Source organism: Isoptericola sp. Y581, assembly GCF_059445475.1.
Genome location: NZ_JCAIUK010000002.1, coordinates 183,171 through 205,931, shown reverse-complemented (window position 1 = coordinate 205,931; position 22,761 = coordinate 183,171). Strand labels below are relative to the sequence as shown.

Genomic DNA, 22,761 nt, shown 5'->3' with positions numbered 1-22,761 from the left:
GGGGAACCCGTGACCGACCCGGCGGGATCACCCTCGCCCGCCCGCCGGTTCGTCAGCCGAACGCCATGACCTGCTGCAGCAGCTCGGGCTGCCGGCGGTCGTAGGTGCGGGCGCCCCAGCGCACGCCCAGGGCCAGCACGCCCACCCCTGTGACGAGGCCGACGCCGAGCGCCGCCCACCCGAGCGCGGGCTGCGGCACGAGGATCCCGGGGAGTGCCAGGGCGAGGGTGGGCACGCTCACCGCGAGCACGATCAGCATCGCCACCATCTGCGCGACCATCGTCGCCATCGTCGCGCCCTTCGGCGTCTTGAACGGGCTGTCGCCCGGCTTGGGCACCGGGTAGACCAGCCGCGCGGACACGGCGCTGGAGATCCCCAGCGACGCGCCGAGCGTGGCGCACGTCACCCCGAGCATCGCCGGCAGCGCGTCCCAGCGCTGCGCGACCCCGCAGCCCACCAGCGCGAACGCGAGGCACAGCGGGAGCCCGCCCACCAGCACGGGCAGCACCCGCCCCCACCGGTCCGCGCGGCCGGAGGTGCCGGTGGCGACGTGCAGGGCGAACGCGGTGTTGTCGTAGCCCACATCGTTCGAGATCCCGAACCCGAGCAGCCAGGCCGCCAGGGGCGCCATGACCAGCAGGAGCCCGCCGCCGGCGCCGTTGGAGAACCCGATGGCGAGGAGCACCACCGGCAGCAGCGGCACCATGGCGATCGAGACCGCGTACCGAGGGTCGCGCAGCCAGTACGTCGCGGCGCGCGCCGCGACCGCACCCGTCGGGGTCGCGGGCAGGCGGTCGAACCAGCCGAGCCCCTTGCCGGCGCCGGCCTTGCTGCCGCCGCGCGGCGTCACCAGCTCGCGGGCGAGCGCCCGGTCCCACACCACCCAGGCGAGCGCGAGCGTGGCGAGGGCGATCAGGAGCCGCGCGCCCAGCAGGGCCCACGCACCGTCGTGCACCGCGGACGCCAGGGCCCAGGGCGCGCCGAGGGGCGTCCACGCCACCACCTCGGCCAACGGGGCGATCGCCGCGCCGAGCGCGTCGGCGTCCCCGCCCACGGTGACCTCCACGCCGTCGGCCAGCCAGCCGAACGCCGGCCCGATCAGCACCAGCGGGACCACGGCGGCGACCGCCAGCACCTCGCGGTAGCGGCGCGAGTCCAGCAGGGGCGCGAGCACCGTCGTCGTCGCGCGCGACCCGACCACGCACAGTGCGACCGCGAGCACCCCGCCCACCAGCGCGGCGACGAGCGCCGCGGGCTCCCGCCACCACGCGAAGGACACGCCGAGCGCCGCGAGCGCCGTCACCGCGGCCGGCACGGAGATCAGGCCCGCCAGCGCCAGGCCGACGAGCATCGGCCGCCGCGGGATGGCGAAGGTGACGAAGCGGTGCGGGTCGAGGGTGGCGTCGAGGCCGAACGCGAAGACCGGGACCACCCACCAGGCGAGCACGACGAGCGCTCCGACGATGGTGAGCACCTGCCCGGTCACGGCCGCGTCGGCGGTGCCGCCCACCACGGCCGCGAGCACCACGAGAACGAGGACGCCGAGCCCGTACAGGGAGCCGACGACGAGCCCGATCGTCTGCCACACGCTCCGGCGGAACGTGTTGGCCAGCAGGGTCAGCTTGAGGCGGACGAGCTGCGCAACCACGCCAATCCCTCCGACTCCCGGCGGCCGCCCACGAGGTCCACGAACCGGTCCTCCAGGCTCTGGTCGCCACGCACCTCGGCCACGGTGCCGGCCGCGAGCACGTGCCCGCCCGCGATGATCGCCACGTGCGAGCACATCCGTTGCACCAGGTCCATGACGTGGCTCGAGACCACGACCGTGCCGCCGTCGGTCACGTACGCGTGCAGTATGTCGCGGATGTTCGCGGCGCTGACCGGGTCCACGGCCTCGAACGGCTCGTCCAGCACGAGGACGCGCGGAGCGTGGATCATGGCCGAGGCGAGCGCGATCTTCTTGGTCATGCCCGCGGAGTAGTCGACGACGAACGTGTCGCGGTCGGCCACCAGGTCCATGGCCTGCAGCAGGTCCTCGGTGCGCTCCGCCACGGTGGCGCGGTCCAGGCCGCGCAGCAGGCCCGCGTAAGTGAGCAGCTGCGCCCCGGTGAGGCGGTCGAAGAGGCGGACGCCGTCGGGCAGCACGCCGAGGGTCGCCTTCGCCCGGTCCGGGTGGGCCCAGAGGTCGGTGCCGTGCACGTGCACCGTGCCGAAGTCGGGACGCAGCAGGCCGGTGGCCATCGACAGCGACGTCGTCTTGCCCGCCCCGTTGGGCCCGACGAGGCCGAAGAACGAGCCCGTGGGCACGTCCAGGTCCACGCCGGCGACGGCGATCTTCTGGCCGAACCGCTTCCACAGCCCGCGCAGGCTGAGGGCGGCGCCGAGGTCGGGTGGTAGGGAGGGGACGGCGTTGTCGGGCGGAGGGGAGGGGACGGCGTTTCCGGGCGCCGGTCCGGGCTGGTCGCTCACGGGTCAACCGTAGTGCGGGCCTCCGACGACCGGCGAGGGCGTCGCCGTCGCGGCGTTCTCGGCGGCGCCCGGCCGGTCGGCGCCGACCTGTCGGTGCGCCGTGGCAGCCTGAGCCCATGACGACGACGACCGCTCTGCTCCTGATGCTCGGCGCCCTGGTGATGGGCGCTGTGGTCGGCTGGCTCGGGCACGCGAACCGGGCGGCGCGCTCGCGGCGGTCGGAGGAGATGGAGACCGTGCGTATGCACGGGGAGCTCGAGTCGCTGCGCCGCGACGCCGCCGAGCAGCGCAGCCGCCTCGACCGCGCGGCCGCCGAGTCCGAGCGCCGGCTGGCCACCCAGCACGAGCAGTCCGAGCGCGATCTCGTCCGGGCCCGCGAGGAGGCCGACCGCCGGGTGGCGGAGACGCGGGAGCAGGCAGACCGCCTGCTCGGTCAGGTGCGCGAGGACCTGGAGCGGCAGCTCGCGGAGGCCAAGGGCGACCAGGAGGCGGCGGCGCAGCGGTTCCGCAGCCTGGCGAACGAGGTGCTCACGGCCAGCCAGAAGCAGTTCCTCGAGCTCGCGGAGCAGCGGCTCGCCTCCAGCACCGTGAAGAACGACGAGACGCTGGCGCGACGCGAGCAGGCGATCCGCGCCCTGCTGGACCCGATGAGCAAGACGCTCGAGAAGGTCACGGTGCGGGTCGACGAGGCCGAGAAGGCCCGCCGGGAGGGGCACAGCAGCCTGACGGAGCACCTGCGTCACCTCGAGACCGCCAACTCCGAGCTCCGCACGGGCACCCACGACCTCCTCTCCGCGCTCCGCTCGAACCAGACGCGCGGCGTCTGGGGCGAGCTGCAGCTGCAGCGCGTGGTCGAGGCCGCGGGGATGGTCGCCCACGTCGACTTCGACGTTCAGGTGCACGTCACCAGCGCGGAGGGCGAGCTGCTGGTCCCGGACATGGTCGTGCACCTGGCGGGCGGCAAGAACATCGTCGTCGACTCGAAGGTGCCGCTGGGCGCCTACCTCAAGGCACAGGCGACCGCCGTCCCGCAGGAGGCCGAGGCCCACCTGGACGCCCACGTCAAGGACCTGCTGAAGCACGTCGACGTGCTGTCGGGCAAGGCGTACTGGTCGCAGTTCGACGCAACCCCCGAGTTCGTCGTGCTGTTCGTGCCGGCGGAGCCGATCCTCTCGGCCGCCGTCGAGCGCCGGCCCGAGCTGCTCGACACGGCGGCGCGGCGCAACGTCATCCTCGCGACGCCGATGACGATGATCGCCATGCTGCGCACGGTGGCATATGCCTGGCAGCAGGACGCGATCGCCGAGGACGCCCAGAAGGTGCTGCAGGTCGGCAAGGAGCTCTACAGCCGCATCGTCACCATGACGGGCAAGATCTCGAAGCTCGGCCAGGCGATGACCACGACGACGAAGCGCTACAACGAGTTCGTGGGCTCCCTGGAGACCCGCGTGCTGCCGCAGGCCCGGCGCATGGTCGAGCTCAAGGTGGCCGACCCGGGCATGACCATCGAGCCGCTGAAGGTCGTGGAGGACACCACCCGGCCGCTCACCAAGCCCGAGCTGCTCGCGGCAGAGGAGGGGCTGGTCGTCGATCTCGGGGACGTCGCCGTCGTCGCAAAGGACCGCTCGTCGGTCGACTCCCTCGTGGACGCCGACCACGAGGGCCTGGCTCGCTCCACCGACGACTCGAAGGACGACACCGCCGCCGGCTGAGGCGTTCTCGCGGGCCTGTCGAAACCTCGAAGCCAGGTTTCGACAGGCTCAAACCAACGCGCTGCACAGGCTCAACCAACGCGCCGCACAGGCCCGACGTCAGGCCGGCTCGACCGGCAGCGCGGTACGGGGGCCACGGCGAGGACGGCTGTCGTCCTGGCCCGCGGCCTTGAGGCCGGCCCGCAGCTCCCGCGGCAACGAGAACATCAGGTCCTCGGTCGCGGTGCGCACCTCCTCGACGTCGCCGAACCCCTGGCCGGCCAGGCGGGTCAGCACGTCATCGACGAGGATCTCCGGCACCGAGGCGCCCGACGTCACGCCGACCGTCCGTGCCCCCTCGAACCACGCGTCGTCGATCTCCGTCGCCCGGTCCACCCGGTAGGAGGTACGCGCGCCGGCCTGCAGCGCCACCTCGACGAGCCGCACCGAGTTGGACGAGTTCGCCGAGCCGACGACGATCACGACGTCGCAGTCCGGCGCGAGCTTCTTCACCGCGACCTGGCGGTTCTGCGTGGCGTAGCAGATGTCGTCGCTGGGCGGGTCCTGCATCTCGGGGAACTTCTCGCGCAGGCGCCGCACCGTCTCCATCGTCTCGTCCACCGACAGGGTGGTCTGCGAGATCCACACCACCTTGTCCGGGTCGCGCACCTGCACCTGGTCCACCTCGGCCGGGGAGTTCACGACCTGGACGTGGTCGGGCGCCTCGCCCGCCGTACCCTCGACCTCCTCGTGGCCGGTGTGGCCGATGAGGAGGATGTCGTAGTCGTCCTTGGCGAAGCGCACGGCCTCCTTGTGCACCTTGGTCACGAGGGGGCAGGTGGCGTCGATGGTGTCGAGGCTGCGCGCCGCGGCCGACTCGCGGACGGCCGGCGAGACGCCGTGGGCCGAGAACACGAGCCGGGCGCCCTCGGGCACCTCATCCGTCTCGTTGACGAAGATCGCACCGCGGTCACGCAGCGTCTCCACGACGTGCTTGTTGTGCACGATCTCCTTGCGCACGTACACGGGCGCGCCGTACGTCTCCAGGGCCTTCTCAACGGCCACGACGGCGCGATCGACCCCCGCGCAGTAGCCGCGCGGCGCGGCCAGCAGCACGCGCTTGGTCGACGTCGGGAGGGAGTGGGCAGTGGCGGTCGCAGTCACCAGGTCAGTCTAGGCGGGCGGGTGTGGACGGTCTGTGACGGGGACGACCCGAGCGCGTGTGCGCCGTCGGAGGTGTGGGGCATGCTGGACGGCGTGTCGGACACGCCCCAGTCGCAAGCCCAGCCGCAGCCCCTGCCCACCCTCGCCCGCGAGACGACGGCGGAACGGCCCTGGCCGGTGCGGCTGCTGTCGGCGAAGATCCGCGACTACGTCGCCAAGATGTCCCTGGTCTGGGTCGAGGGCCAGGTCGTGGAGCACACGTACCGCGGACGGTCGGGGCTGCAGTTCGTGACCCTGCGGGACACCGACGCCGAGGCGTCGCTCCCCGTGCACGTGCTCACGAAGATCTACGAAGGCCTGCACCACAAGCCCGAGGTGGGCGACCACGTGGTGGTCCAGGCCAAGCCCGAGTTCTGGATGAAGAACGGCCGGCTGTCGCTGCGCGCCACCGCGATCCGGCAGGTCGGCGTCGGGGAGCTGCTCGCCCGCATCGACCAGCTGCGCCGCGTGCTCGCCGCCGAGGGACTGTTCGACCTCGACCGCAAGCGACCCCTACCGTTCCTGCCTGGCGTCGTGGGCCTCGTGTGCGGGCGCGAGTCGAAGGCCGAGCACGACGTCGTGGTCAACGCCCGCGCCCGCTGGCCGCAGGTGCGCTTCGAGATCCGCGAGGTCGCCGTCCAGGGCGTCGACGCCGTCCGCGAGGTCAGCGCGGCATTGGCGGAGCTCGACGCCCGCCCGGAGGTCGAGGTGATCGTCGTCGCGCGCGGCGGCGGGTCCGTGGAGGACCTGCTGCCGTTCAGCAACGAGGCGCTCGTGCGGGCCGCCGCGGCGTGCCTGACGCCGCTGGTCAGCGCCATCGGGCACGAGACGGACGCCCCGCTGCTCGACCTGGTCGCCGACCATCGCGCCTCCACGCCCACCGACGCCGCCAAGGCGATCGTGCCCGACGTCGGCGAGGAACGGCTCCGCCTCGAGCAGTCGCGCCGGCGGATGCGCTCCGCGGTCGCCACCCGTGTCGAGCGGGAGCAGCACGGGCTCGACGGCCTGCGGTCGCGGCCGGTGCTCGCCCGGCCCCAGACGACGGTCGACGGCCGCGAGCGCGAGATCGGCCACCTCGTGCGGCACGCCCGCCACCTCCTAGACGCGACGCTGCTGCGCGCCGCGGGCGAGCTCGGGCGCCTCGAGGCCCAGGTGCGCGCCCTGTCCCCCGACTCGACGCTCGCCCGCGGCTACGCCGTCGTCCAGCGCGCGGACGGGCACGTGGTGCGCTCCGCCGACGACGTCGCCGTCGGCGACTCCGTGCACGTCCACCTCGGCCGCGGCGCCCTCGACGCCGAGGTCGCCCGCACCGTCGCGGCCTGACCCACCTCGGCCCGACTCACCTCGGCCCGACTTACCTCGGCACAGCCGCCGCGAGCTCCGGCGCGCCGTCCGCGCGGCCGTAGTCGCCGACGTGCCGGGTGAGGAACGCGCCGACCGGGCCGCGCTGGACCAGCCGCATCACGGTGGTCATGGCGCGGATGCCCCACCGGGTGCGCGGTGCGAACGACCGCACGCGCCCCGGGTACATCGCCTGCGCCCGGAGGGCCATCGGGCGCATGACGGACTCGTAGCCGGCGAGCGCCCCCACGACGTCCGCCGGGAGGCCGGCGCCGAGCCGGTCAGCGAGCGCCGCAGCGCCCCGGAGTGCGAGCGCCGTGCCGAGGCCGCTCAGCGGGCTGGCGCACCAGGCGCTGTCGCCGAGGAGGACGACGCGGCCCCGGGACCAGGTGTCCATCAGGATCTGGTCGTAGGTGTCGAGGGCGAAGTCGCCGGCCACGCGGGCGGCGGCGAGGAGTTCGGCGGTGCGCCAGCCGACGTCCGCGAAGGTGCCTTCGAGGAGCGCGAACCGGGCCTCGGCATCGTGCCGCGGCGGCAGTGCGTCGGCCGGGAACGTCAGGCCGACCTCCTGCTGGCCGGGGTGCCCGGGCCGTGCCTCCACGACACGCGACCCGGGCAGGTTGAGCATGAGGAACCACCCGTCGAGGGCGGGGGTCGTCGGCGTCTCGTCCAGCGTGAACCACGCGTGGGCGAGCCCGAGCGGCCGGCGGAACGCCTCCTCGGGCCCGAAGACGAGCTGCCGCACCCGGGAGTGGGCGCCGTCCGCTCCCACGACGAGGTCGTAGATCTCGGGGGGATGCTCGCGGAACTCGACCGCGACCCCGCCGTCGACCTCGGTGAGGCCGACGACCGTGTCGCCGAAGCGGTGCGAGGTCCGCGGGCCGGTGGCCCCGTGCAGGAGCCGGGCGAGGTCCGTGCGCAGCAGCTCCTCCGAGGAGACGAAGCCGGCGCCGCCGAAGGCCTCGACCGGCATCTCGGCCCGCCGCTGCTCGCGCTCGTCGATCCAGGCGACGCCCCGTTGCTCCACGGTGAGCGCGAGGGCGGCGTCGAGCAGCCCGAGCCGCTCGAGCACCTCGCGGCTGTCCCCGCGCAGGTCGACGGTCTGGCCACCCGGGCGCAGGGACGGCGCGATCTCGACCACGTCGACCTGCCAGCCGGCCCGGTCCAGCAGCACCGCCAGCGCGTCGCCCGCGATCCCCGCCCCCACGATCAGCACCTTCGACATCTCGTCCCCCTCGCCCTTGATGCAACGCTGTTTGCGTTAGCAGAGCCTAGGCGCGACGAGACCCCTAATGCAAGAGCGATTGCGATAAGGTCGGGGCATGCCCGATCCCCATGACCCTGCGCTCCAGGCGACCGGCACCGTGCGCCCCGGCGGGCGGACGGCGCGGACGCGGGCCGCCGTCCACGACGCGGTGCGCGCGCTCATGGCCGCGAACGGCGGCGTGCCCCCCGAGATCCCCGACGTCGCCGCCCGCTCGGGCGTCCACGCGACGACCATCTACCGCCGCTGGCGCACCCGCGAGGCGCTCGTGCTGGACGTCGCGGTGTCCGACGTCAACGCGCGGTCACCCGTGCCGGCGACGGGCGACCTCCGGGCCGACCTGCTCGCCTACGCCCGCAACCTCCTCGAGGAGTTCGACCGCCCCGGCGGGCTCGCGTTCGTCGACGCCCTGATGCGGGCGTCCGGGGACGAGCTGACCGGGCCCGACCGGGTCGAGGAACTCCTGCAGCCGCGGCTCACGCTCTTCCAGGAGCTGCTCGACGCGAGCGGCACCAGCGAGCTGACGCCCCTCGACCTGGTGCTGCTGATCATCGCCCCGGCCCACCTCGGCGCGACCCTCGGCATGATCACCCCTGCGGGTGACGACGCCGAGCAGGTCGCCGGGCAGCTCGTCGACAACGTGCTCGACGTCGTCGCCGGCCGGCGGGCGCGCACGGCGTCCGAGGCGCTCGGGACGACCGCTGGTTGAGCCTGTCGAAACCCGGCGCCGGGTTTCGACAGGCTCAACCAGCGGCTCGTTCTCGGGCGACGCGCCCCTCGTCCCAGACCGGCTCAGAGGTCTCGCGCACGGCGCCGTCCTCCCCGAAGACGAGGAACCTGTCGAAGGAACGCGCGAACCAGCGGTCGTGCGTGACGGCGAGGACCGTGCCGTCGAAGGCCTCGAGCCCCTCCTGCAGGGCCTCGGCGCTGGCGAGGTCGAGGTTGTCCGTGGGCTCGTCGAGCAGCAGCGCCGTACAGCCCGCCAGCTCGAGCAGCAGGATCTGGAACCGCGCCTGCTGGCCGCCCGAGAGCCGCTCGAACTCACGGTCCGCGGCGACGGTGAGCTCGTAGCGCCGCAGCACGGACATCGCCGCACCGCGGTCGCGTGCATGGTCCTCCCACAGCACCTGCACCAGGGTGCGGCCGAACAGCTCGGGCTGGGCGTGGGTCTGCGCGAAGACGCCGGGCACGACGCGCGCGCCGAGCTTCCAGGCGCCCGTGTGCGCGACGTCGTCGCCGCCCAACAGCCGCAGGAAGTGCGACTTGCCAGACCCGTTCGACCCCAGCACCGCGACGCGCTCGCCGTAGAAGACCTCGAGGTCGAACGGCTGCATCAGGCCGGTGAGGCCGAGGCGCTCGCACGTCACCGCGCGCACGCCGGTACGCCCGCCGCGCAGCCGCATCCGGATGTCCTGCTCGCGCGGCGGCTCGGGCGGCGGGCCCGCCACCTCGAACTTGCTCAGGCGGGTCTGCGCGGCGCGGTACCGCGACGCCAGCGCGTCGCTGTTCGCCGCCGCCTGCCGCAGCTCGCGCACGAGGCGCACCAGCTGGGCGTGCTTCTCGTCCCAGCGCCGGCGCAGCTCCTCAAAGCGCGCGAACCGCTCGCGGCGCGCCTCGTGGAAGGTGGCGAAGCCGCCGCCATGCACCCAGGCGTCGGCGCCCGACGGCGCGGGCTCGAGGGAGACGATGCGATGGGCGACGCGCGCCAGCAGCTCGCGGTCGTGCGACACGAACAGGACGGTCTTGCGGGTGGCCAGCAGCTGCCCCTCGAGCCACCGCTTGCCTGGCACGTCCAGGTAGTTGTCCGGCTCGTCGAGCAGCAGCACCTCATCGGGGCCGCGCAGCAGCGCCTCGAGCACCAGACGCTTCTGCTCGCCGCCCGAGAGGGTACGCACCTCGCGCCACCGGGCCTGCTCGTACGGGATGCCGATGGCTGCGACGGTGCACACGTCCCACAGCGTCTCGGCCTCGTAGCCCTGCGCCTCCGCCCAGTCGGCGAGCGCTTGCGCGTACTGCATCTGGGCGGGCTCGTCGTCGGTCTCCATGATCGCGAGCTCGGCGGCGTCGACGGCGCGCGCGGCGTCGCGCACCCGCGGCGGGGCGACCGCGACGAGCAGGTCGCGCACGGTGGTCTCGTCGCGGACCGAGCCGACGAACTGCGGCATGACGCCGAGGCCGCCCGTCACCGTGACGGAGCCGGCCTGCGGCGCCAGCTCGCCCGAGAGCAGGCGCAGCAGCGTCGTCTTGCCCGCCCCGTTGGGCCCGACGAGGGCGGTCGCGCTGCCCTCGGGCACGCGGAAGGAGACGTCGTCGAGCAGCGTGCGACCGTCCGGCAGCACGTGCTCCACGTGCGCCACCTCGAGATGTCCCATAGCGCGCACGCTGCCCGACGCAGTCCGGCGCGGCAAGCCCATTTTCGGCCCGGCCTACGGAACACGGTGACATGGTGTCGGCACCGTGTTGTTGACTGTCCCCGTGACCGACGCGAACACCGACGCCCCGAGCTCACCCCCCGGCGCGTCCCCCGACCTCCCTGCCGACGTCTCCGCGCTGACCTACGAGGAGGCGCGCGACGAACTCGTGAGCGTCGTCGCCCGGCTCGAGGCCGGCAGCGAGCCGCTCGAGGCCTCGCTCGCGCTGTGGGAGCGCGGCGAGGCCCTGGCGGCCCGCTGCCAGGAGTGGCTGGACGGCGCCCGCCGGCGGCTCGAGGCCGCGCAGGCCGAGACCCGCGCCGCCGACGACGACGCGACCGACGACGGGGACGACGCATGAGCGCGCACGTGCTCGCGATCGGCGAGGCGCTCGTGGACGTGGTGCACCGCCCCGACGGCACCAGCGAGGAGCACCCCGGCGGCAGCCTCGCGAACGTCGCCCTCACCCTCGGCCGGCTGGGTCGCGACGTGCGGCTCGCCACCTGGCTCGGCCGCGACGCGCGCGGCGACGACGTCCGGTCGTGGCTCGCCGAGTCGAAGGTCGAGCTGGTCGACGGCAGCGACGGCGCCGACCGCACCAGCGTCGCGCAGGCCACCCTGGACGGCACGGGCGCCGCCACCTACGACTTCGACCTCGAGTGGCGCGTGCCGGGCCGGGCGGCCGCCGGGGACGACACCGTCGCCGTGCACACCGGCTCCATCGCCGCGGTCCTCGCGCCCGGGGCGGCGGACGTGCGCCGGCTGGTGGAGTCGGCCCGCTCGACGTCGACGATCACCTACGACCCCAACGCCCGGCCGGCATTGATGGGCGAGGCCGCCGACGCCCGGCCCCGCATCGAGGAGCTGGTGGCACTCTCGGACGTCGTGAAGGTCAGCGACGAGGACCTCGCCTGGCTCGCGCCCGGCGCCGACCCGCTCGACGTGGCCCGCGCCTGGCAGCGCTCCGGGCCCGCGGTCCTCGTCGTGACGTTCGGGGGCGAGGGCGCGACGGCGATCACGGCTGCGGGCGAGGTGACGATCGCGGCCCCGAAGGTCGACGTGGTCGACACGGTCGGCGCCGGCGACTCCTTCATGGGCGCGCTGCTCGACTGGCTGTGGGGCGCGGAGCTGCTCGGGGCCGGCCGGCGCGAGGCGCTGCGCGGTATCGACCGTGCGGCCACCGCGCGCCTGCTCGTCCGCTGCGTGGCGGTGGCGGCCGTGACCGTCTCCCGCGCCGGCGCGAACCCGCCGTGGCCCACGGACCTGATCGGGCCAGACCGCGTGCGCGTCGACAGGCCCACCGGGCACACCCAGGAGAAGTCCGCATGACGCCCATCGAGGCCTGGGCCCGGCTGCGCGCCGGCAACGCCCGGTTCGTGGAGAACATGCCGGAGCACCCCGACCAGGACGCCGTCCGCCGCCACGAGCTGCGCACGGTGCAGCACCCGCACACCGTCATCTTCGGGTGCTCGGACTCGCGGGTGGCGGCGGAGATCATCTTCGACCAGGGCCTGGGCGACGTCTTCGTCGTGCGGACGGCGGGGCACGTCGTCGACACCACCGTGCTCGGCTCCATCGAGTACGGCACGGAGGTGCTCCACACTCCGCTGGTCGTCGTGCTGGGGCACGACTCCTGCGGGGCCATCGCGGCCACGGCCCACACGCTCAGCACGGGCGAGCAGCCGCCGGGTTTCGTCCGCGCCGTGGTCGACAAGGTCATCCCGTCGCTGGCGGAGCTCACGAGCCGCCAGGGGCTCTCGGGCCCGATCGACCCCGACGTGCTGCGCACGGAGCACGTCAAGCACACCGTCGGCCTGCTGCGCGGCTACTCGGCCGCGATGGCCGCGGCGGTCGACGCGGGCCGCCTGGCCGTCGTCGGCGTCGTCTACGACCTGGACGACGGCAGCGCGCGGCTCGTGGCGGTCGACGGCGACGTCGCCGAGCAGCCGGTCGACTGACCCGCCCCGGGGCGGCGGGGCTCAGGCCCGTGCGGCGGCGACCAGCAGGCGCTGCACGGTGCCGAGGGTGCGCGTCGTGGCGACCCCGCCGGTGAACCGCTCGACGAGGGAGTTCGGGTCGGCCCAGGTGCCCGGCCCGCCCCGGACCACGCCCACCACGACGCCGCGTCGTGCGGCCACGAGGTCGAGCATGTCGCGCGGGTCGGTCCACGGCAGGACCATGGGCAGCGGCTCTCCGCCGTCCAGGAATGTCAGCGTCTCGCGGTAGGTCCGCTCGTCGCGGGTGAGCGCGAACGGGTCGCCGTCGATCGCCGCAGTCACGTCCTCGAGGGACCGCACCAGCGCCGCGTGGGAGTAGCCCGACCGCTCGGCCAGCAGGGGCGCCGCACCGCGGACCACGGCCGCCGCGACGTCGTCGGGCGCGCCAGCGACGTCGAGCAGCACCGTGCCGTTCGTCTGGAACGACCGCACGGCGCGGGCGCCCGCCTCGACGAGGGCGTCCTCGAGCTGGGCACGCACCGGGCTGCCCCGGTGCCCGAGGTTCATCGCGCGGTAGAAGGCCGCGTGGGTGTAGGTCACGGCGCCATCCTCGCGTGCAGCACCCACACCGGCGTGATCCGGCTCACGACGGACCGCCCGCCGGGGTGCGGCACGATAGAGGCATGACTTCCGACACCGTCGTCCCCGGCACCGGCGCGTCCGGCGCCGGCGAGACCTACCGCATCGAGCACGACACGATGGGCGAGGTGCGCGTCCCGGCGCACGCCCTCTACCGCGCGCAGACGCAGCGGGCCGTGGAGAACTTCCCCATCTCCGGCACCACCCTCGAGCGGGGGCACATCGAGGCCCTGGCCCGCATCAAGAAGGCCGCCGCCCTCGCGAACGCCGAGCTCGGGGTGCTCGACCGCGACATCGCCGACGCGATCGCCGCGGCCGCCGACGAGGTCGCGTCGGGGGCGCACGACGCGCACTTCCCGATCGACGTCTTCCAGACCGGGTCCGGCACGTCGTCGAACATGAACACCAACGAGGTGCTCGCGACGCTGGCCACCCGCTCGCTCGGCAGGGACGTGCACCCCAACGACCACGTCAACGCGTCACAGTCCTCCAACGACGTCTTCCCGACGTCGGTGCACGTGGCCGCCACGGCCGGCGCGACGGGCGACCTGGTGCCCGCGCTGCGGCACCTCGCCGACGCGCTGGGCGCCAAGGCCGAGGAGTTCGCGACCGTCGTGAAGTCGGGCCGCACCCACCTCATGGACGCCACCCCCGTGACCCTCGGCCAGGAGTTCGGCGGGTACGCCGCGGCGATCCGCTATGGCATCGAGCGCGTCGAGACGGCGCTGCCCCGCGCGGCCGAGGTGCCGCTGGGCGGCACGGCCGTCGGCACCGGCATCAACACCCCGGCAGGCTTCCCCCAGCGCGTCATCGAGCTGCTGCGCGAGGACACCGGGCTGCCGCTGACCGAGGCCCGCGACCACTTCGAGGCGCAGTCGGCGCGCGACGGCCTCGTCGAGCTCTCGGGCGCGCTGCGCACCATCGCGGTCTCGCTCACCAAGATCTGCAACGACCTGCGCTGGATGGGCTCCGGCCCCAACGCCGGCCTGGGCGAGATCGCGATCCCCGACCTGCAGCCGGGCAGCTCGATCATGCCGGGCAAGGTCAACCCGGTCATCCCGGAGGCCGTGCTCATGGTCGCGGCGCGGGTGATCGGCAACGACGCCACGGTCGCGTGGGCCGGCGCGAGCGGCTCGTTCGAGCTGAACGTGCAGATTCCCGTCATCGCGCAGGGCGTGCTGGAGTCGACCCGCCTGCTCGCCAACGCGTCGCGCGTGCTGGCCGACAAGGCCGTCTCGGGCATCACCGCCAACGTGGAGAAGGCCCGCGCGTTCGCCGAGTCCTCGCCGTCGATCGTCACGCCGCTCAACCGCGTGATCGGCTACGAGGCGGCGGCCAAGGTGGCCAAGCACTCGGTGAAGCAGGGCCTCACGGTGCGCGAGGCCGTGATCGACCTCGGCTTCGTGGAGCGCGGCGAGGTCACGGAGGCGCAGCTCGACTCCGCGCTCGACGTGCTCTCGATGACGCGGCCCCCGCAGGCCTGATCCTCTCCCGCACCCGCGACGGCGGCGGTCCCCACCGGGACTGCCGCCGTCGACGTCCCCGGGGTTCTCACGCATCCCGATCAGGGGTTGGTTAGCCTAACCTCACCTGCTAATGTCGGCGGTACGCGGGGAGGCGTCCCTCGGGGCGCGGGGCTGGGGGGTTCCACCTGATGCGTGGCGCCTCCCCGCGGAACGGCTCAGTAGTCGCGCGGGTCCAGCCGGCGCAGCACGATGGCGAGCAGCCGGCCGAGCTCGGCCCGGTCGGCCTCGCTCAGGTCGGCCAGCATCGCCCGCTCGTGCTCGACCTGGCGCGGGAACAGCTCATCGACGAGCTCCTCGCCCTGCGCCGTGAGCGCCACGAGCACCCCGCGCTTGTCGCGCTCGTGCACGGCCCGCTCCACCAGCCCGGCGTACTCGAGGCGGTCGACCCGCTTGGTGATCGACGCGCCGGGCGAACCGGTCATCGTGGTGATCTCCCCCGCTCGCAGCGGGCGACCGGAGCGACGCAGCGCGGTCAGGACGTCGAGCTCGGGCCGGGTGAGGCCGTTCGCGGCGAGGTCGTCGGCGAGCTCGGCCTCCAGCAGCGCCGCGATGCGCCGCACCCGCGCGCCGACGTCGGCCGGGGAGGTGTCGACGCGGGGCAGCCGCTCGACCCACTGCGCACGCACGCGCTCGATGTAGTCCACGGCGACCAGGATAGACGTCACACAGCGAATAGTTCCATGATGATTTACCGGTGAACTATTGTGGAACCAATGCCCCCTCCTCCTCCCTCGTACTCGCGAGCGCCCGTGACGTGCTCGATCCCCACCACCTGCGCGCCGCGCTGCACGTCAACCCTGCGGACGCCACCCTCGCCGCCGCCCTGCGGTGCGGCGCCGCCGTCGCGCTCGCGCTCGTGGTCGCGGCTACCACCGGCCGCACCGATCTGGCGGGGATCGCCGCGCTCGGCGCCCTGACATCCCTGTACGGCCGGTACGAGCCGTACCGGCGCCGGGCGGCGATCCTCGCGGGGGCGGCGGTCGCTCTCGTCGGCTCGTTCGCCCTGACGTCAGTGCTGACCGCCGCGGGCTCGCCGCTCCCGGTGACCCTCGCCGTCGTCGGCCTCGTGGCGAGCGCAGCCACCGCCGCCTGCGTGCTCGTGCGCTCCGGCCCGCCAGGCGCCACCATCGTGGTCTTCACCGCGGCCGGCGGGCTCGCGGCCCCGCACTCCTGGGCCGGGGTGCTCGAGCAGGGCCTGGCCTGCGCGGCCGGCGCGGCGATCGCCTGGGCGGTCGCGATGAGCGGCTACCTCGTGCGCCCCAGCGGCCCGGCGCGGCTCGCCGTCCGTCGCGCGGCGGACGCCGTGCGGGGTGCGCTGGCCGTCCGCGACACCGACGACGCGCCTGCTCTACCCGCCGACACCGCGGCCCGCGCCACCGTCGCCCGCGCCCGCGTGGTGCTCGCCGACGACCTCTCCCACCGCCGCACCCGCGACACCGCGCGCCTGCTCGCCGCCGACCTCGCCGAGATCACCGCGCTGCTCGACCCAGTGCCCGACCACCCGGTGCCCGAGGCTGGCACGCTCGACGGCGGCCCCGCCGCGGCGCTCCCCCCGCGCGAGCGCCTGCGCGACACCGCGCGCGCCACGTGGCCGGCGCGCGGCTGGCGCCTCGCCTCGGTGCGCGTCGTCGTCTCAAGCCTCATGGCCGGGGCCGTGGCGCTGGTCGCGGGGTTCGGGCACCCCGCCTGGGCCCAGATGGGCGCGACCGCGACGCTGCAGGGCTCGACGACGCACCACGCCGTGGTCCGCGCCCTGCAACGCGCGGGCGGCACCGCGCTCGGCGCGCTCCTGGCGTGGCCGCTGCTCAGCGCCCACCTCGGCTTCGCCGCCACGTGCGTGCTCGTCGTGGCCCTCCAGGTGGTCACCGAGATCGTCGTGGGCCGGCACTACGGCCTCGCGATGCTCACGATCACGCCGATGGCGCTGCTCATGACGTCACTCGGCGGGGCGGCCGACCCGGCGGGCATCGCCGCGTCCCGCGCCCTCGACACCGTGGTGGGCGCCGCCCTCGGCGTGCTCGCCGTCGTGCTGGTGCACCCGCGCCGCCCCACCGCTGGTTGAGCCTGGGCGCTCAGATCTCGATCGATTCCAGCATCTCGGTGACGAGCGCCGCGACGGGCGAGCGTTCCGAGCGAGTGAGGGTCACGTGCGCGAAGAGCGGGTGGCCCTTCATCGCCTCGATCACGGCCGCGACGCCGTCGTGCCGTCCCACCCGCAGGTTGTCCCGCTGCGCGACGTCGTGCGTGAGCACCACCCGCGAGGCCTGGCCGATGCGCGAGAGAACGGTGAGCAGCACGTTGCGCTCCAGCGACTGGGCCTCGTCGACGATGACGAACGCGTCGTGCAGCGAGCGCCCGCGGATGTGCGTCAGGGGTAGCACCTCGAGCATCTCGCGGCCGATCACCTCGTCGACCACCTCGGGCGACACGAGCGCGCCCAGGGTGTCGTACACGGCCTGCGCCCAGGGGTTCATCTTCTCCGACTCGGACCCGGGCAGGTAGCCCAGCTCCTGGCCGCCGACCGCGTACAGCGGGCGGAAGACGATCACCTTGCGGTGCTGACCACGCTCCAGCACCGCCTCCAGGCCGGCGCACAGCGCGAGCGCGGACTTGCCGGTCCCGGCGCGGCCGCCGAGCGAGAGGATCCCCACCTCGGGGTCGAGCAGCAGGTCGATGGCGATGCGCTGCTCCGCGGAGCGGCCGTGCACGCCGAAGACGTCCTGGTCGCCCCGGACCAGGCGGATCTTCTTGTCGGCGGTCACCCGGCCGAGCGCCGACCCGCTCGGCGAGTGGATCACCAGCCCGGTGTGGCACAGCAGCGGGGAGGCCGCCTCGACGACGGCCGGGTCGAGCGCGGCGAGCTCGAGCTCCTCACCCTCGTACAGCGCGCCGACCTGCTCCTGCGCCACGTCCACCTCGCGCATGCCCGTCCACCCGGAGTCGACGGCGAGCTCGTGCCGGTACTCCTCCGCGCGGAGCCCGACGGCCGAGGCCTTCACCCGCATCGGCAGGTCCTTGGACACGACGGTGACGTCGCGCCCCTCCGCCGACAGGTTGGCCGCGACCGACAGGATCCGGGTGTCGTTGTCGCCGAGCCGGAAGCCCGCGGGCAGCACCAGCGGGTCGGTGTGGTTGAGCTCCACGCGCAGCGTCCCGCCGCCGTCCCCGACGGGGATCGGGGCATCGAGCCGGCCGTGCTTCACCCGGAGGTCGTCCAGCATGCGCAGGGCGCTGCGGGCGAAGTAGCCGAGCTCGGCGTGGTGCCGCTTGGCCTCCAGCTCGGTGACGACCACGACCGGGAGGACGACGTCGTGCTCGGCGAACCGGTGGAACGCCCGGGGGTCGGACAACAGCACCGACGTGTCGACGACGAACGTCCGACGGGCGTCGACGGTGTCGCTGGTGGTGCCGGCAGCGCTCGTGCTGACAGCGGGGGAATCAACAGCCTGCTCAGGGACGGGTGCGGTGTGGGCCACGGCGAGCTCCCTCCGGCCACGAGCCCGGTGTGGGACCGGTGTGGTCCCGGCCGGGCAGGGGCGGACTGGTGGTGGGCGGTCGGCCGGCCCTGGGCGCCGTGCGACGCAGAGCCGGTGCCGGCCCTCCTGCGCGGAGCGTGAACCCCATCGGCTGGCCTCCCGGAGGACGGCTGGTTGTCGTCCTTGTCGTCAAACTACGACGCTGTGATTCGTGCCACCACCCCCACCGCGGCGGGTCGGGAAGATGTCACCCGGCGTTCACGGGCCGGACTCCCCCACGACGCACCGGCGAGCGCGGGCGGGCACGATGGTGCCCATGCCGAAGACCGACGCGACCCCCACCGCATGGGTCGTCCTGCTCCGCGGGGTCAATCTCGGCCCCCACCGACGCGTGAGCTCCGCCGAGCTGCGCGACGCGGCGGCCGCGGCGGGGCTGACCGACGCGCGTACCTACGCCAACAGCGGCAACCTGGTTGCCGTCACCGTCGGCGCCGGCGCCGGCACCAGCACAGAAGTCGCGGGCAAAAAGAGAACCACAATCGCCGACCGGGTCGCGGCGGCGCTCGTCGACCGGCTCGGCGGCGACGTACGCGCGGTCGCGCTGTCCGCCGGGCGCGCGGCCGCCGTCGTCGCCGCCGACCCGTTCCCCGACGCCACCGCGGACCACCCGTCCCACGTCCAGGTGCACGTGGGCCCGGTGCCGGTGGACCCGGAGGGCGTCGCCCGCCTGGAGGAGGACAACCCCGGCGGCGAGAGCTTCGCCGTCGCCGAGGGCGTCCTGTTCGTGGACTACGTGGACGGGATCGGTCGGTCCCGGCTCACCCCCGCCGCGATCGACCGGGCGGCGGGCACGTGGACCACCGCTCGGAACTGGAACACCCTGACCCGGCTCGCGACGATGGCACGCGAGGCCACCTGATGCGCCGCGCCTCCCGGACCCGCAGGCACTGCGCCCGGCCGGTACGCTGTCGGGCGGTGAGCCGGGAAGTCTGGTCGGTGGCACCGGCTGCAACGCCGGGACACGAGCGACCCCACGACCGGACAGGAGCACGACCCTGACCTCCGAGACCACCACCCCGTCCCGCGGCGCACGACTGCGCCGCTTCGCCGCCCGCGAGACCACGGGGGGCGCGCTCCTGATCGGCGCCGCCGTGCTGGCCCTGATCTGCGCGAACGCCCCGTGGCGCGAGTGGTACTCCGCCCTCTCCGAGACCGTCCTCGGCTTCGACTCCCTCGGGCCCCTGCACATCCACCTGGACCTCACGGTCGCCGCCTGGGCGGCCGACGGCCTCCTCGCGATCTTCTTCTTCGTCGTCGGCGTCGAGCTCAAGCACGAGTTCGTGGCGGGCAGCCTGCGCAGCCCTAGGGAGGCGGGCGTGCCGATGCTCGCCGCCGTGGGCGGCATGGCGGTCCCCGCCGCCATCTACGCGGTCACCGTCGTCGTGCTGGGCGAGCCGGGCGCGCTGAACGGCTGGGCGATCCCCACCGCCACGGACATCGCGTTCGCGCTCGGCGTGCTCGCGGTCTTCGGCAGGGGCCTGCCCGCCGCCGTGCGGACGTTCCTGCTCACCCTCGCCGTGGTGGACGACCTGCTCGCGATCGTCGTGATCGCCGTCATCTACACCGACGCCCTCGACTTCGCCTACCTCGCCGCCTCGCTGGTCACCGTCGTGGTGTTCGGCTGGTACGTGCGCTCACGCGCGCCGCGGTGGTGGTTGCTGGTGCCGCTGTTCGTCGTCGCCTGGGCCTTCATGCACGCCTCCGGGGTGCACGCCACGGTGGCCGGCGTGCTCATGGGCTTCACCGTCGCCGCGCGGCCGGCTCACGGCGAGGCCGAACCCCGCACGCACCGCTACGAGCATGCGGTGAAGCCCTGGTCCCAAGGCCTCGCGCTCCCGGTCTTCGCGTTCTTCGCCGCGGGCGTGAACCTGGTCGACGGCGGCGGCGTGGGCGAGATCCTCGGTCAGCCGGTGGTGCCGGCCATCACCGTGGGGCTCGTGGTCGGCAAGCTCATCGGCGTGCTCGGGACGACGGCGCTCGTCACCCGGCTGACCCCGCTGCGGCTCCCGCAGGGCATCGGCGTGCGTGACCTGCTGCCCGTCGCCTTCCTCGCCGGCATCGGGTTCACCGTCGCGCTGCTCGTGTCGGAGCTGTCGTTCGGGCACGCGTCGGAACACACGGAGGGCGCCAAGGCCGCCATCCTCATGGGCTCGGTGATCGCCGCGGTGCTCGGCGCGCTGACGCTGCGCTGGGACGTCCGCAAGGCGCGCACCCCGGACATGAACCTCGACGGCCAGGACGACGCCGTCGGCGACTTCATCGGAGACGAGAAGGACCGCCAGGAGCACTGACGCCCCGCGCCGGGACGCTCGGGCCGGCGGCGCACGCGAGCGCCGGCGCCAGTTCCGCCACGGGTACCAGCTCTGCTGCCGGGGCAGCGACCCGGCCGGCCCTGGCTCCCCAGGCCGTGAGGACCCGGTCGACGACCACGCCCAGCACCGTCCCGACCACCACCCCGACCGCGACAGCCAGCAGCGGCCGGTCGCCGAGGGGCTCGGCCGCCACCACGCCGATGAGCACGGACCAGCAGGCCCAGGCCAGGGAGGCCACGGCCGACAGGGCCATGAAGCGGCGGCGAGGCAGACCGACCGCGCCGGCGGTGACGTTCACCGCCATCCGCCCCACCGGGACGAAGCGCGCGCCCAGCACCACCGACGCCCCGCGTCGCTCGAAGGAGCGCGCCGCCCAGTCCACGGCGCGGCGCCCGCGCCTGCCCCGCAGGAACGGCACCCGGGACGTGCCCAGCGCCCGGCCGAGGGCATAGGCGAGCTGGTCGCCGCACCAGGCACCGAGCGCGGCCACCAGGACCACCAGGGCGAGGTTCACGCCCCCGCCGGTCTGCGCGCCCACGGCGAGCATGATGATCACCGTCTCGCCGGGCACGGGCGGGAAGAGGCCGTCGCCCGCCGTGGCCGCGAACAGCGCCGGGTATGCCCAGTCGGAGGAGACGAGCGCGAAGAGCGCGGTCTCGAGCTGGCCCCACAGCGAGGCGATCGCTTCGAACATGGCTCCACCCTCTGCTGCGGCGGTGGTGCGTCACTATGGGGTGTCCCCCCGGTTCGACCCTGGGGTGACCCCGACCCCTCCCTGGTCAGCCGCGCGGGTGGCCCCCTCGCCGACGGCGCAGCGAGGTCAGTCCGAAGCCGGGGCGTGGCGCTCCAGGAACTGGTACACCTCGGTGGTGTCGACGCCGGGGAAGGCGCCCGACGGCATCGCCGCGAGCATCGACGCGTGCGGGCGGGCGCTGGGGAAGGCGTGCCCGTCCCAGCGGCGGGCCAGCGGCTCGTCGGGACGGCGGCAGCAGCTCTCGTCCGGGCACCGCGAGGTGGTCCGCGCCGTCGTCTCGCGACCCAGGAACCACTTGACCTGCGCGTAGGGCACCCCGACGCTCACCGAGAACCGGCCGTCGGACGTGTCGGTCACCCGCGAGGTGCACCAGTACGTGCCCGTCGGCGTGTCCGTGTACTGGTAGTACGGGCTGAGCCGGTCGGCGATGCCGAACACCACGCGGGCGGTCCAGTGCCGGCACACGTGCTGTCCCTCGAGCGTGCCGAGCGGGTCGGCGGGGAAGCGCACGCCGTCGTTCTCGTACGCCTTGTGGATCGATCCCGACTCGTGGACCTTCATGAAGTGCACCTTGATGCCCAGGTGCCGGGTGGCCAGGTTGGTGAAGCGGTGGGCCACCGTCTCGTAGGAGACGGCGAAGGCGTCGCGGAGGTCCTCGAGCGAGATCGCGCGCGCCTCCTTGGCCTCGCGCAGCCGCCGCACGGCGTCCCGCTCGGGCACGAGCAGCGCCGCGCACAGGTAGTTGGCCTCGACCCGCTGGCGCAGGAACTCCCGGTAATCCCGCGGCTCGGCGTGCTCCAGCACGTGCGAGGCGAGCGCCTGAAGCACCGCCGACCGGGCGTCGGACCGCCCGCGGATCCCGTTGCTCGGCAGGTAGACCCGGTGGTTCCGCTGGTCGATGACGGCGCGCGTGGACTGCGGCAGGTCCGGCTCGTAGTGGATGGTGAAGCCGAGGTGCGCCGCCAGCTCGCCCGCGGCGCGCTGCGGCAGCGGGCCGCGGGCGTGCCCGACGTCGTCCAGCAGGCCGCGCGCGACGATCTCGAGGTCCGGGAAGTAGTTGTCCTGCGCGCGCATGTCGGCCCGCAGCTCCGTGTTGGCCCGCCGGGCCTCCTCGGGCGTCAGCGCCCGCTCGGAGTGCAGCCGCTCCAGCTCGCGCTGGAGGCCGACGATGGCCTCCAGCGCGTCCGTCGGCAGGGACTTGCCCACCCGCACCGGATGCACGCCGAGTGCGGAGAAGAGCGACCCCCTTTGCACGCGCTCGAGCTCGATCTCGAGGGCGTCGCGGTGTGACGGGGGCTCCGTGGCGAGCAGGTCCTCGACGCTCGCACCGAGCGCGCGCGCCACCGCCTGCAGCCGCGCGATCGTGGGCTCGCGCTTGCCGTTCTCCAGCATCGAGACCTGTGACGGCGCACGTCCGATGGCCTCTCCGAGCTGTTCCAGGGTCATGCCGCGGCGGGTGCGCAGGTGCCGGATGCGGCGGCCGATCGTCAGGGCGTCGGCCTCGCGTTCGATCGGGATGTCGAGCGGCAGCGCCGTGCCGTCCCGGGTATCGGGCCTGGGGTCGGTCGAGATCGCCATGCTCGAGGGTGACACGCGCCACAGCTTCCGTCCAGGAGAAGAACGCTGAAACTTCTCCGCCAGATTGCTGGCCGGGGGCTGGTGCGGCGCGTCAGGGTCG

20 protein-coding genes are annotated in these 22,761 nt (G+C 74.1%); 10 read left to right on the top strand and 10 right to left on the bottom strand.

Features of this window, described 5'->3' with window-relative positions; translation table 11 throughout:
* Positions 1-52 precede the first annotated feature (52 nt).
* The gene (locus AC1C2W_RS03920; protein WP_495412438.1) at positions 53-1,648 is read right to left on the bottom strand and encodes a hypothetical protein; all 1,596 of its coding nucleotides are present in this window, start codon (positions 1,646-1,648) and stop codon (positions 53-55) included.
* Positions 1,618-2,469: an ABC transporter ATP-binding protein gene (locus AC1C2W_RS03915; protein ID WP_495412437.1), complete on the bottom strand. Its 852-nt coding sequence runs from the start codon at positions 2,467-2,469 to the stop codon at positions 1,618-1,620. The genes AC1C2W_RS03920 and AC1C2W_RS03915 overlap by 31 nt, the downstream gene beginning before the upstream one ends.
* 116 nt (positions 2,470-2,585) lie before the next feature.
* On the opposite strand from AC1C2W_RS03915, the gene AC1C2W_RS03910 reads away from it, so the two are divergent.
* Positions 2,586-4,181 carry a DNA recombination protein RmuC gene (locus tag AC1C2W_RS03910; RefSeq protein ID WP_495387693.1) on the top strand — a complete coding sequence of 532 codons (1,596 nt, stop codon included), beginning with the start codon at positions 2,586-2,588 and terminating at the stop codon, positions 4,179-4,181.
* Between the two features lie 99 nt (positions 4,182-4,280).
* Here the strand turns inward: AC1C2W_RS03910 and AC1C2W_RS03905 are convergent, their stop codons facing one another.
* A complete protein-coding gene (locus AC1C2W_RS03905; RefSeq protein ID WP_495387694.1) occupies positions 4,281-5,324 on the bottom strand; it encodes a 4-hydroxy-3-methylbut-2-enyl diphosphate reductase in 1,044 nt (347 codons plus the stop codon).
* Between the two features lie 81 nt (positions 5,325-5,405).
* On the opposite strand from AC1C2W_RS03905, the gene xseA reads away from it, so the two are divergent.
* Entirely contained in the window at positions 5,406-6,686 is a 1,281-nt protein-coding gene (gene xseA / locus AC1C2W_RS03900) for an exodeoxyribonuclease VII large subunit (RefSeq protein ID WP_495412436.1), read from the top strand.
* Between the two features lie 31 nt (positions 6,687-6,717).
* Here xseA and AC1C2W_RS03895 read toward each other — a convergent pair whose 3' ends face one another.
* Entirely contained in the window at positions 6,718-7,929 is a 1,212-nt protein-coding gene (locus AC1C2W_RS03895) for an FAD-dependent monooxygenase (protein WP_495412435.1), read from the bottom strand.
* A 97-nt stretch (positions 7,930-8,026) separates the two neighbouring features.
* Between AC1C2W_RS03895 and AC1C2W_RS03890 the strand changes: the two genes are divergently transcribed.
* The gene (locus AC1C2W_RS03890) at positions 8,027-8,677 is read left to right on the top strand and encodes a TetR/AcrR family transcriptional regulator (RefSeq protein ID WP_495387697.1); all 651 of its coding nucleotides are present in this window, start codon (positions 8,027-8,029) and stop codon (positions 8,675-8,677) included.
* Between the two features lie 34 nt (positions 8,678-8,711).
* Here the strand turns inward: AC1C2W_RS03890 and AC1C2W_RS03885 are convergent, their stop codons facing one another.
* Entirely contained in the window at positions 8,712-10,340 is a 1,629-nt protein-coding gene (locus AC1C2W_RS03885; RefSeq protein ID WP_495412434.1) for an ABC-F family ATP-binding cassette domain-containing protein, read from the bottom strand.
* Positions 10,341-10,443: 103 nt separating this feature from the next.
* Between AC1C2W_RS03885 and AC1C2W_RS03880 the strand changes: the two genes are divergently transcribed.
* From AC1C2W_RS03880 to AC1C2W_RS03870, 3 genes are read left to right on the top strand one after another with little or no spacing between them, the layout of a single operon-like run.
* Entirely contained in the window at positions 10,444-10,740 is a 297-nt protein-coding gene (locus AC1C2W_RS03880; RefSeq protein WP_495387699.1) for an exodeoxyribonuclease VII small subunit, read from the top strand.
* Positions 10,737-11,708: a carbohydrate kinase family protein gene (locus tag AC1C2W_RS03875; protein WP_495387700.1), complete on the top strand. Its 972-nt coding sequence runs from the start codon at positions 10,737-10,739 to the stop codon at positions 11,706-11,708. The genes AC1C2W_RS03880 and AC1C2W_RS03875 overlap by 4 nt, the downstream gene beginning before the upstream one ends.
* A complete protein-coding gene (locus tag AC1C2W_RS03870; protein ID WP_495387701.1) occupies positions 11,705-12,337 on the top strand; it encodes a carbonic anhydrase in 633 nt (210 codons plus the stop codon). The genes AC1C2W_RS03875 and AC1C2W_RS03870 overlap by 4 nt, the downstream gene beginning before the upstream one ends.
* Before the next feature lie 21 nt (positions 12,338-12,358).
* Here the strand turns inward: AC1C2W_RS03870 and AC1C2W_RS03865 are convergent, their stop codons facing one another.
* Positions 12,359-12,916 (bottom strand): DUF1697 domain-containing protein, encoded by a 558-nt coding sequence (locus AC1C2W_RS03865; RefSeq protein WP_495387702.1) that lies wholly within the window; start codon positions 12,914-12,916, stop codon positions 12,359-12,361.
* 83 nt (positions 12,917-12,999) lie between these two features.
* Here AC1C2W_RS03865 and AC1C2W_RS03860 point away from each other — a divergent pair, with 83 nt between their 5' ends.
* On the top strand, positions 13,000-14,439 hold the full coding sequence (locus AC1C2W_RS03860) for a class II fumarate hydratase (RefSeq protein ID WP_495412433.1): 1,440 nt from the start codon (positions 13,000-13,002) through the stop codon (positions 14,437-14,439).
* A gap of 197 nt (positions 14,440-14,636) precedes the next feature.
* On the opposite strand, the gene AC1C2W_RS03855 is transcribed toward AC1C2W_RS03860, so the two are convergent.
* A complete protein-coding gene (locus tag AC1C2W_RS03855) occupies positions 14,637-15,146 on the bottom strand; it encodes a MarR family winged helix-turn-helix transcriptional regulator (RefSeq protein ID WP_495387704.1) in 510 nt (169 codons plus the stop codon).
* Between the two features lie 89 nt (positions 15,147-15,235).
* Between AC1C2W_RS03855 and AC1C2W_RS03850 the strand changes: the two genes are divergently transcribed.
* Positions 15,236-16,543 (top strand): FUSC family protein, encoded by a 1,308-nt coding sequence (locus AC1C2W_RS03850; RefSeq protein ID WP_495412432.1) that lies wholly within the window; start codon positions 15,236-15,238, stop codon positions 16,541-16,543.
* A 10-nt stretch (positions 16,544-16,553) separates the two neighbouring features.
* Here the strand turns inward: AC1C2W_RS03850 and phoH2 are convergent, their stop codons facing one another.
* Entirely contained in the window at positions 16,554-17,837 is a 1,284-nt protein-coding gene (phoH2, locus tag AC1C2W_RS03845) for an RNA 5'-3' helicase PhoH2 (RefSeq protein ID WP_495388419.1), read from the bottom strand.
* 436 nt (positions 17,838-18,273) lie between these two features.
* On the opposite strand from phoH2, the gene AC1C2W_RS03840 reads away from it, so the two are divergent.
* Both AC1C2W_RS03840 and nhaA read left to right on the top strand, forming a co-directional pair.
* Complete coding sequence (locus AC1C2W_RS03840; protein ID WP_495412431.1) at positions 18,274-18,876, top strand: DUF1697 domain-containing protein; 603 nt, start codon at positions 18,274-18,276, stop codon at positions 18,874-18,876.
* 232 nt (positions 18,877-19,108) lie between these two features.
* Positions 19,109-20,308: a Na+/H+ antiporter NhaA gene (nhaA, locus tag AC1C2W_RS03835; RefSeq protein WP_495412430.1), complete on the top strand. Its 1,200-nt coding sequence runs from the start codon at positions 19,109-19,111 to the stop codon at positions 20,306-20,308.
* Here nhaA and AC1C2W_RS03830 read toward each other — a convergent pair.
* Both AC1C2W_RS03830 and AC1C2W_RS03825 read right to left on the bottom strand, forming a co-directional pair.
* On the bottom strand, positions 20,274-21,023 hold the full coding sequence (locus AC1C2W_RS03830) for a DedA family protein (RefSeq protein WP_495412429.1): 750 nt from the start codon (positions 21,021-21,023) through the stop codon (positions 20,274-20,276). The two genes, nhaA and AC1C2W_RS03830, sit on opposite strands and share 35 nt — an antisense overlap.
* A gap of 126 nt (positions 21,024-21,149) precedes the next feature.
* Positions 21,150-22,661, bottom strand: a complete 1,512-nt coding sequence (locus tag AC1C2W_RS03825; protein ID WP_495412643.1) for a helix-turn-helix domain-containing protein — start codon at positions 22,659-22,661, stop codon at positions 21,150-21,152.
* Between the last annotated feature and the right edge of the window lie 100 nt (positions 22,662-22,761).

What these genes read in the sequence shown, in the direction of transcription:
- AC1C2W_RS03885 (WP_495412434.1), bottom strand. Translation starts at nt 10,340, where the DNA reads ATGGGACATCTCGAGGTGGCGCACGTGGAGCACGTGCTGCCGGACGGT.
- xseA (WP_495412436.1), top strand. Translation starts at nt 5,406, where the DNA reads ATGCTGGACGGCGTGTCGGACACGCCCCAGTCGCAAGCCCAGCCGCAG.
- AC1C2W_RS03825 (WP_495412643.1), bottom strand. Translation starts at nt 22,661, where the DNA reads ATGGCGATCTCGACCGACCCCAGGCCCGATACCCGGGACGGCACGGCG.
- AC1C2W_RS03910 (WP_495387693.1), top strand. Translation starts at nt 2,586, where the DNA reads ATGACGACGACGACCGCTCTGCTCCTGATGCTCGGCGCCCTGGTGATG.
- AC1C2W_RS03890 (WP_495387697.1), top strand. Translation starts at nt 8,027, where the DNA reads ATGCCCGATCCCCATGACCCTGCGCTCCAGGCGACCGGCACCGTGCGC.
- AC1C2W_RS03860 (WP_495412433.1), top strand. Translation starts at nt 13,000, where the DNA reads ATGACTTCCGACACCGTCGTCCCCGGCACCGGCGCGTCCGGCGCCGGC.
- AC1C2W_RS03870 (WP_495387701.1), top strand. Translation starts at nt 11,705, where the DNA reads ATGACGCCCATCGAGGCCTGGGCCCGGCTGCGCGCCGGCAACGCCCGG.
- AC1C2W_RS03895 (WP_495412435.1), bottom strand. Translation starts at nt 7,929, where the DNA reads ATGTCGAAGGTGCTGATCGTGGGGGCGGGGATCGCGGGCGACGCGCTG.
- AC1C2W_RS03840 (WP_495412431.1), top strand. Translation starts at nt 18,274, where the DNA reads ATGCCGAAGACCGACGCGACCCCCACCGCATGGGTCGTCCTGCTCCGC.
- AC1C2W_RS03830 (WP_495412429.1), bottom strand. Translation starts at nt 21,023, where the DNA reads ATGTTCGAAGCGATCGCCTCGCTGTGGGGCCAGCTCGAGACCGCGCTC.
- AC1C2W_RS03875 (WP_495387700.1), top strand. Translation starts at nt 10,737, where the DNA reads ATGAGCGCGCACGTGCTCGCGATCGGCGAGGCGCTCGTGGACGTGGTG.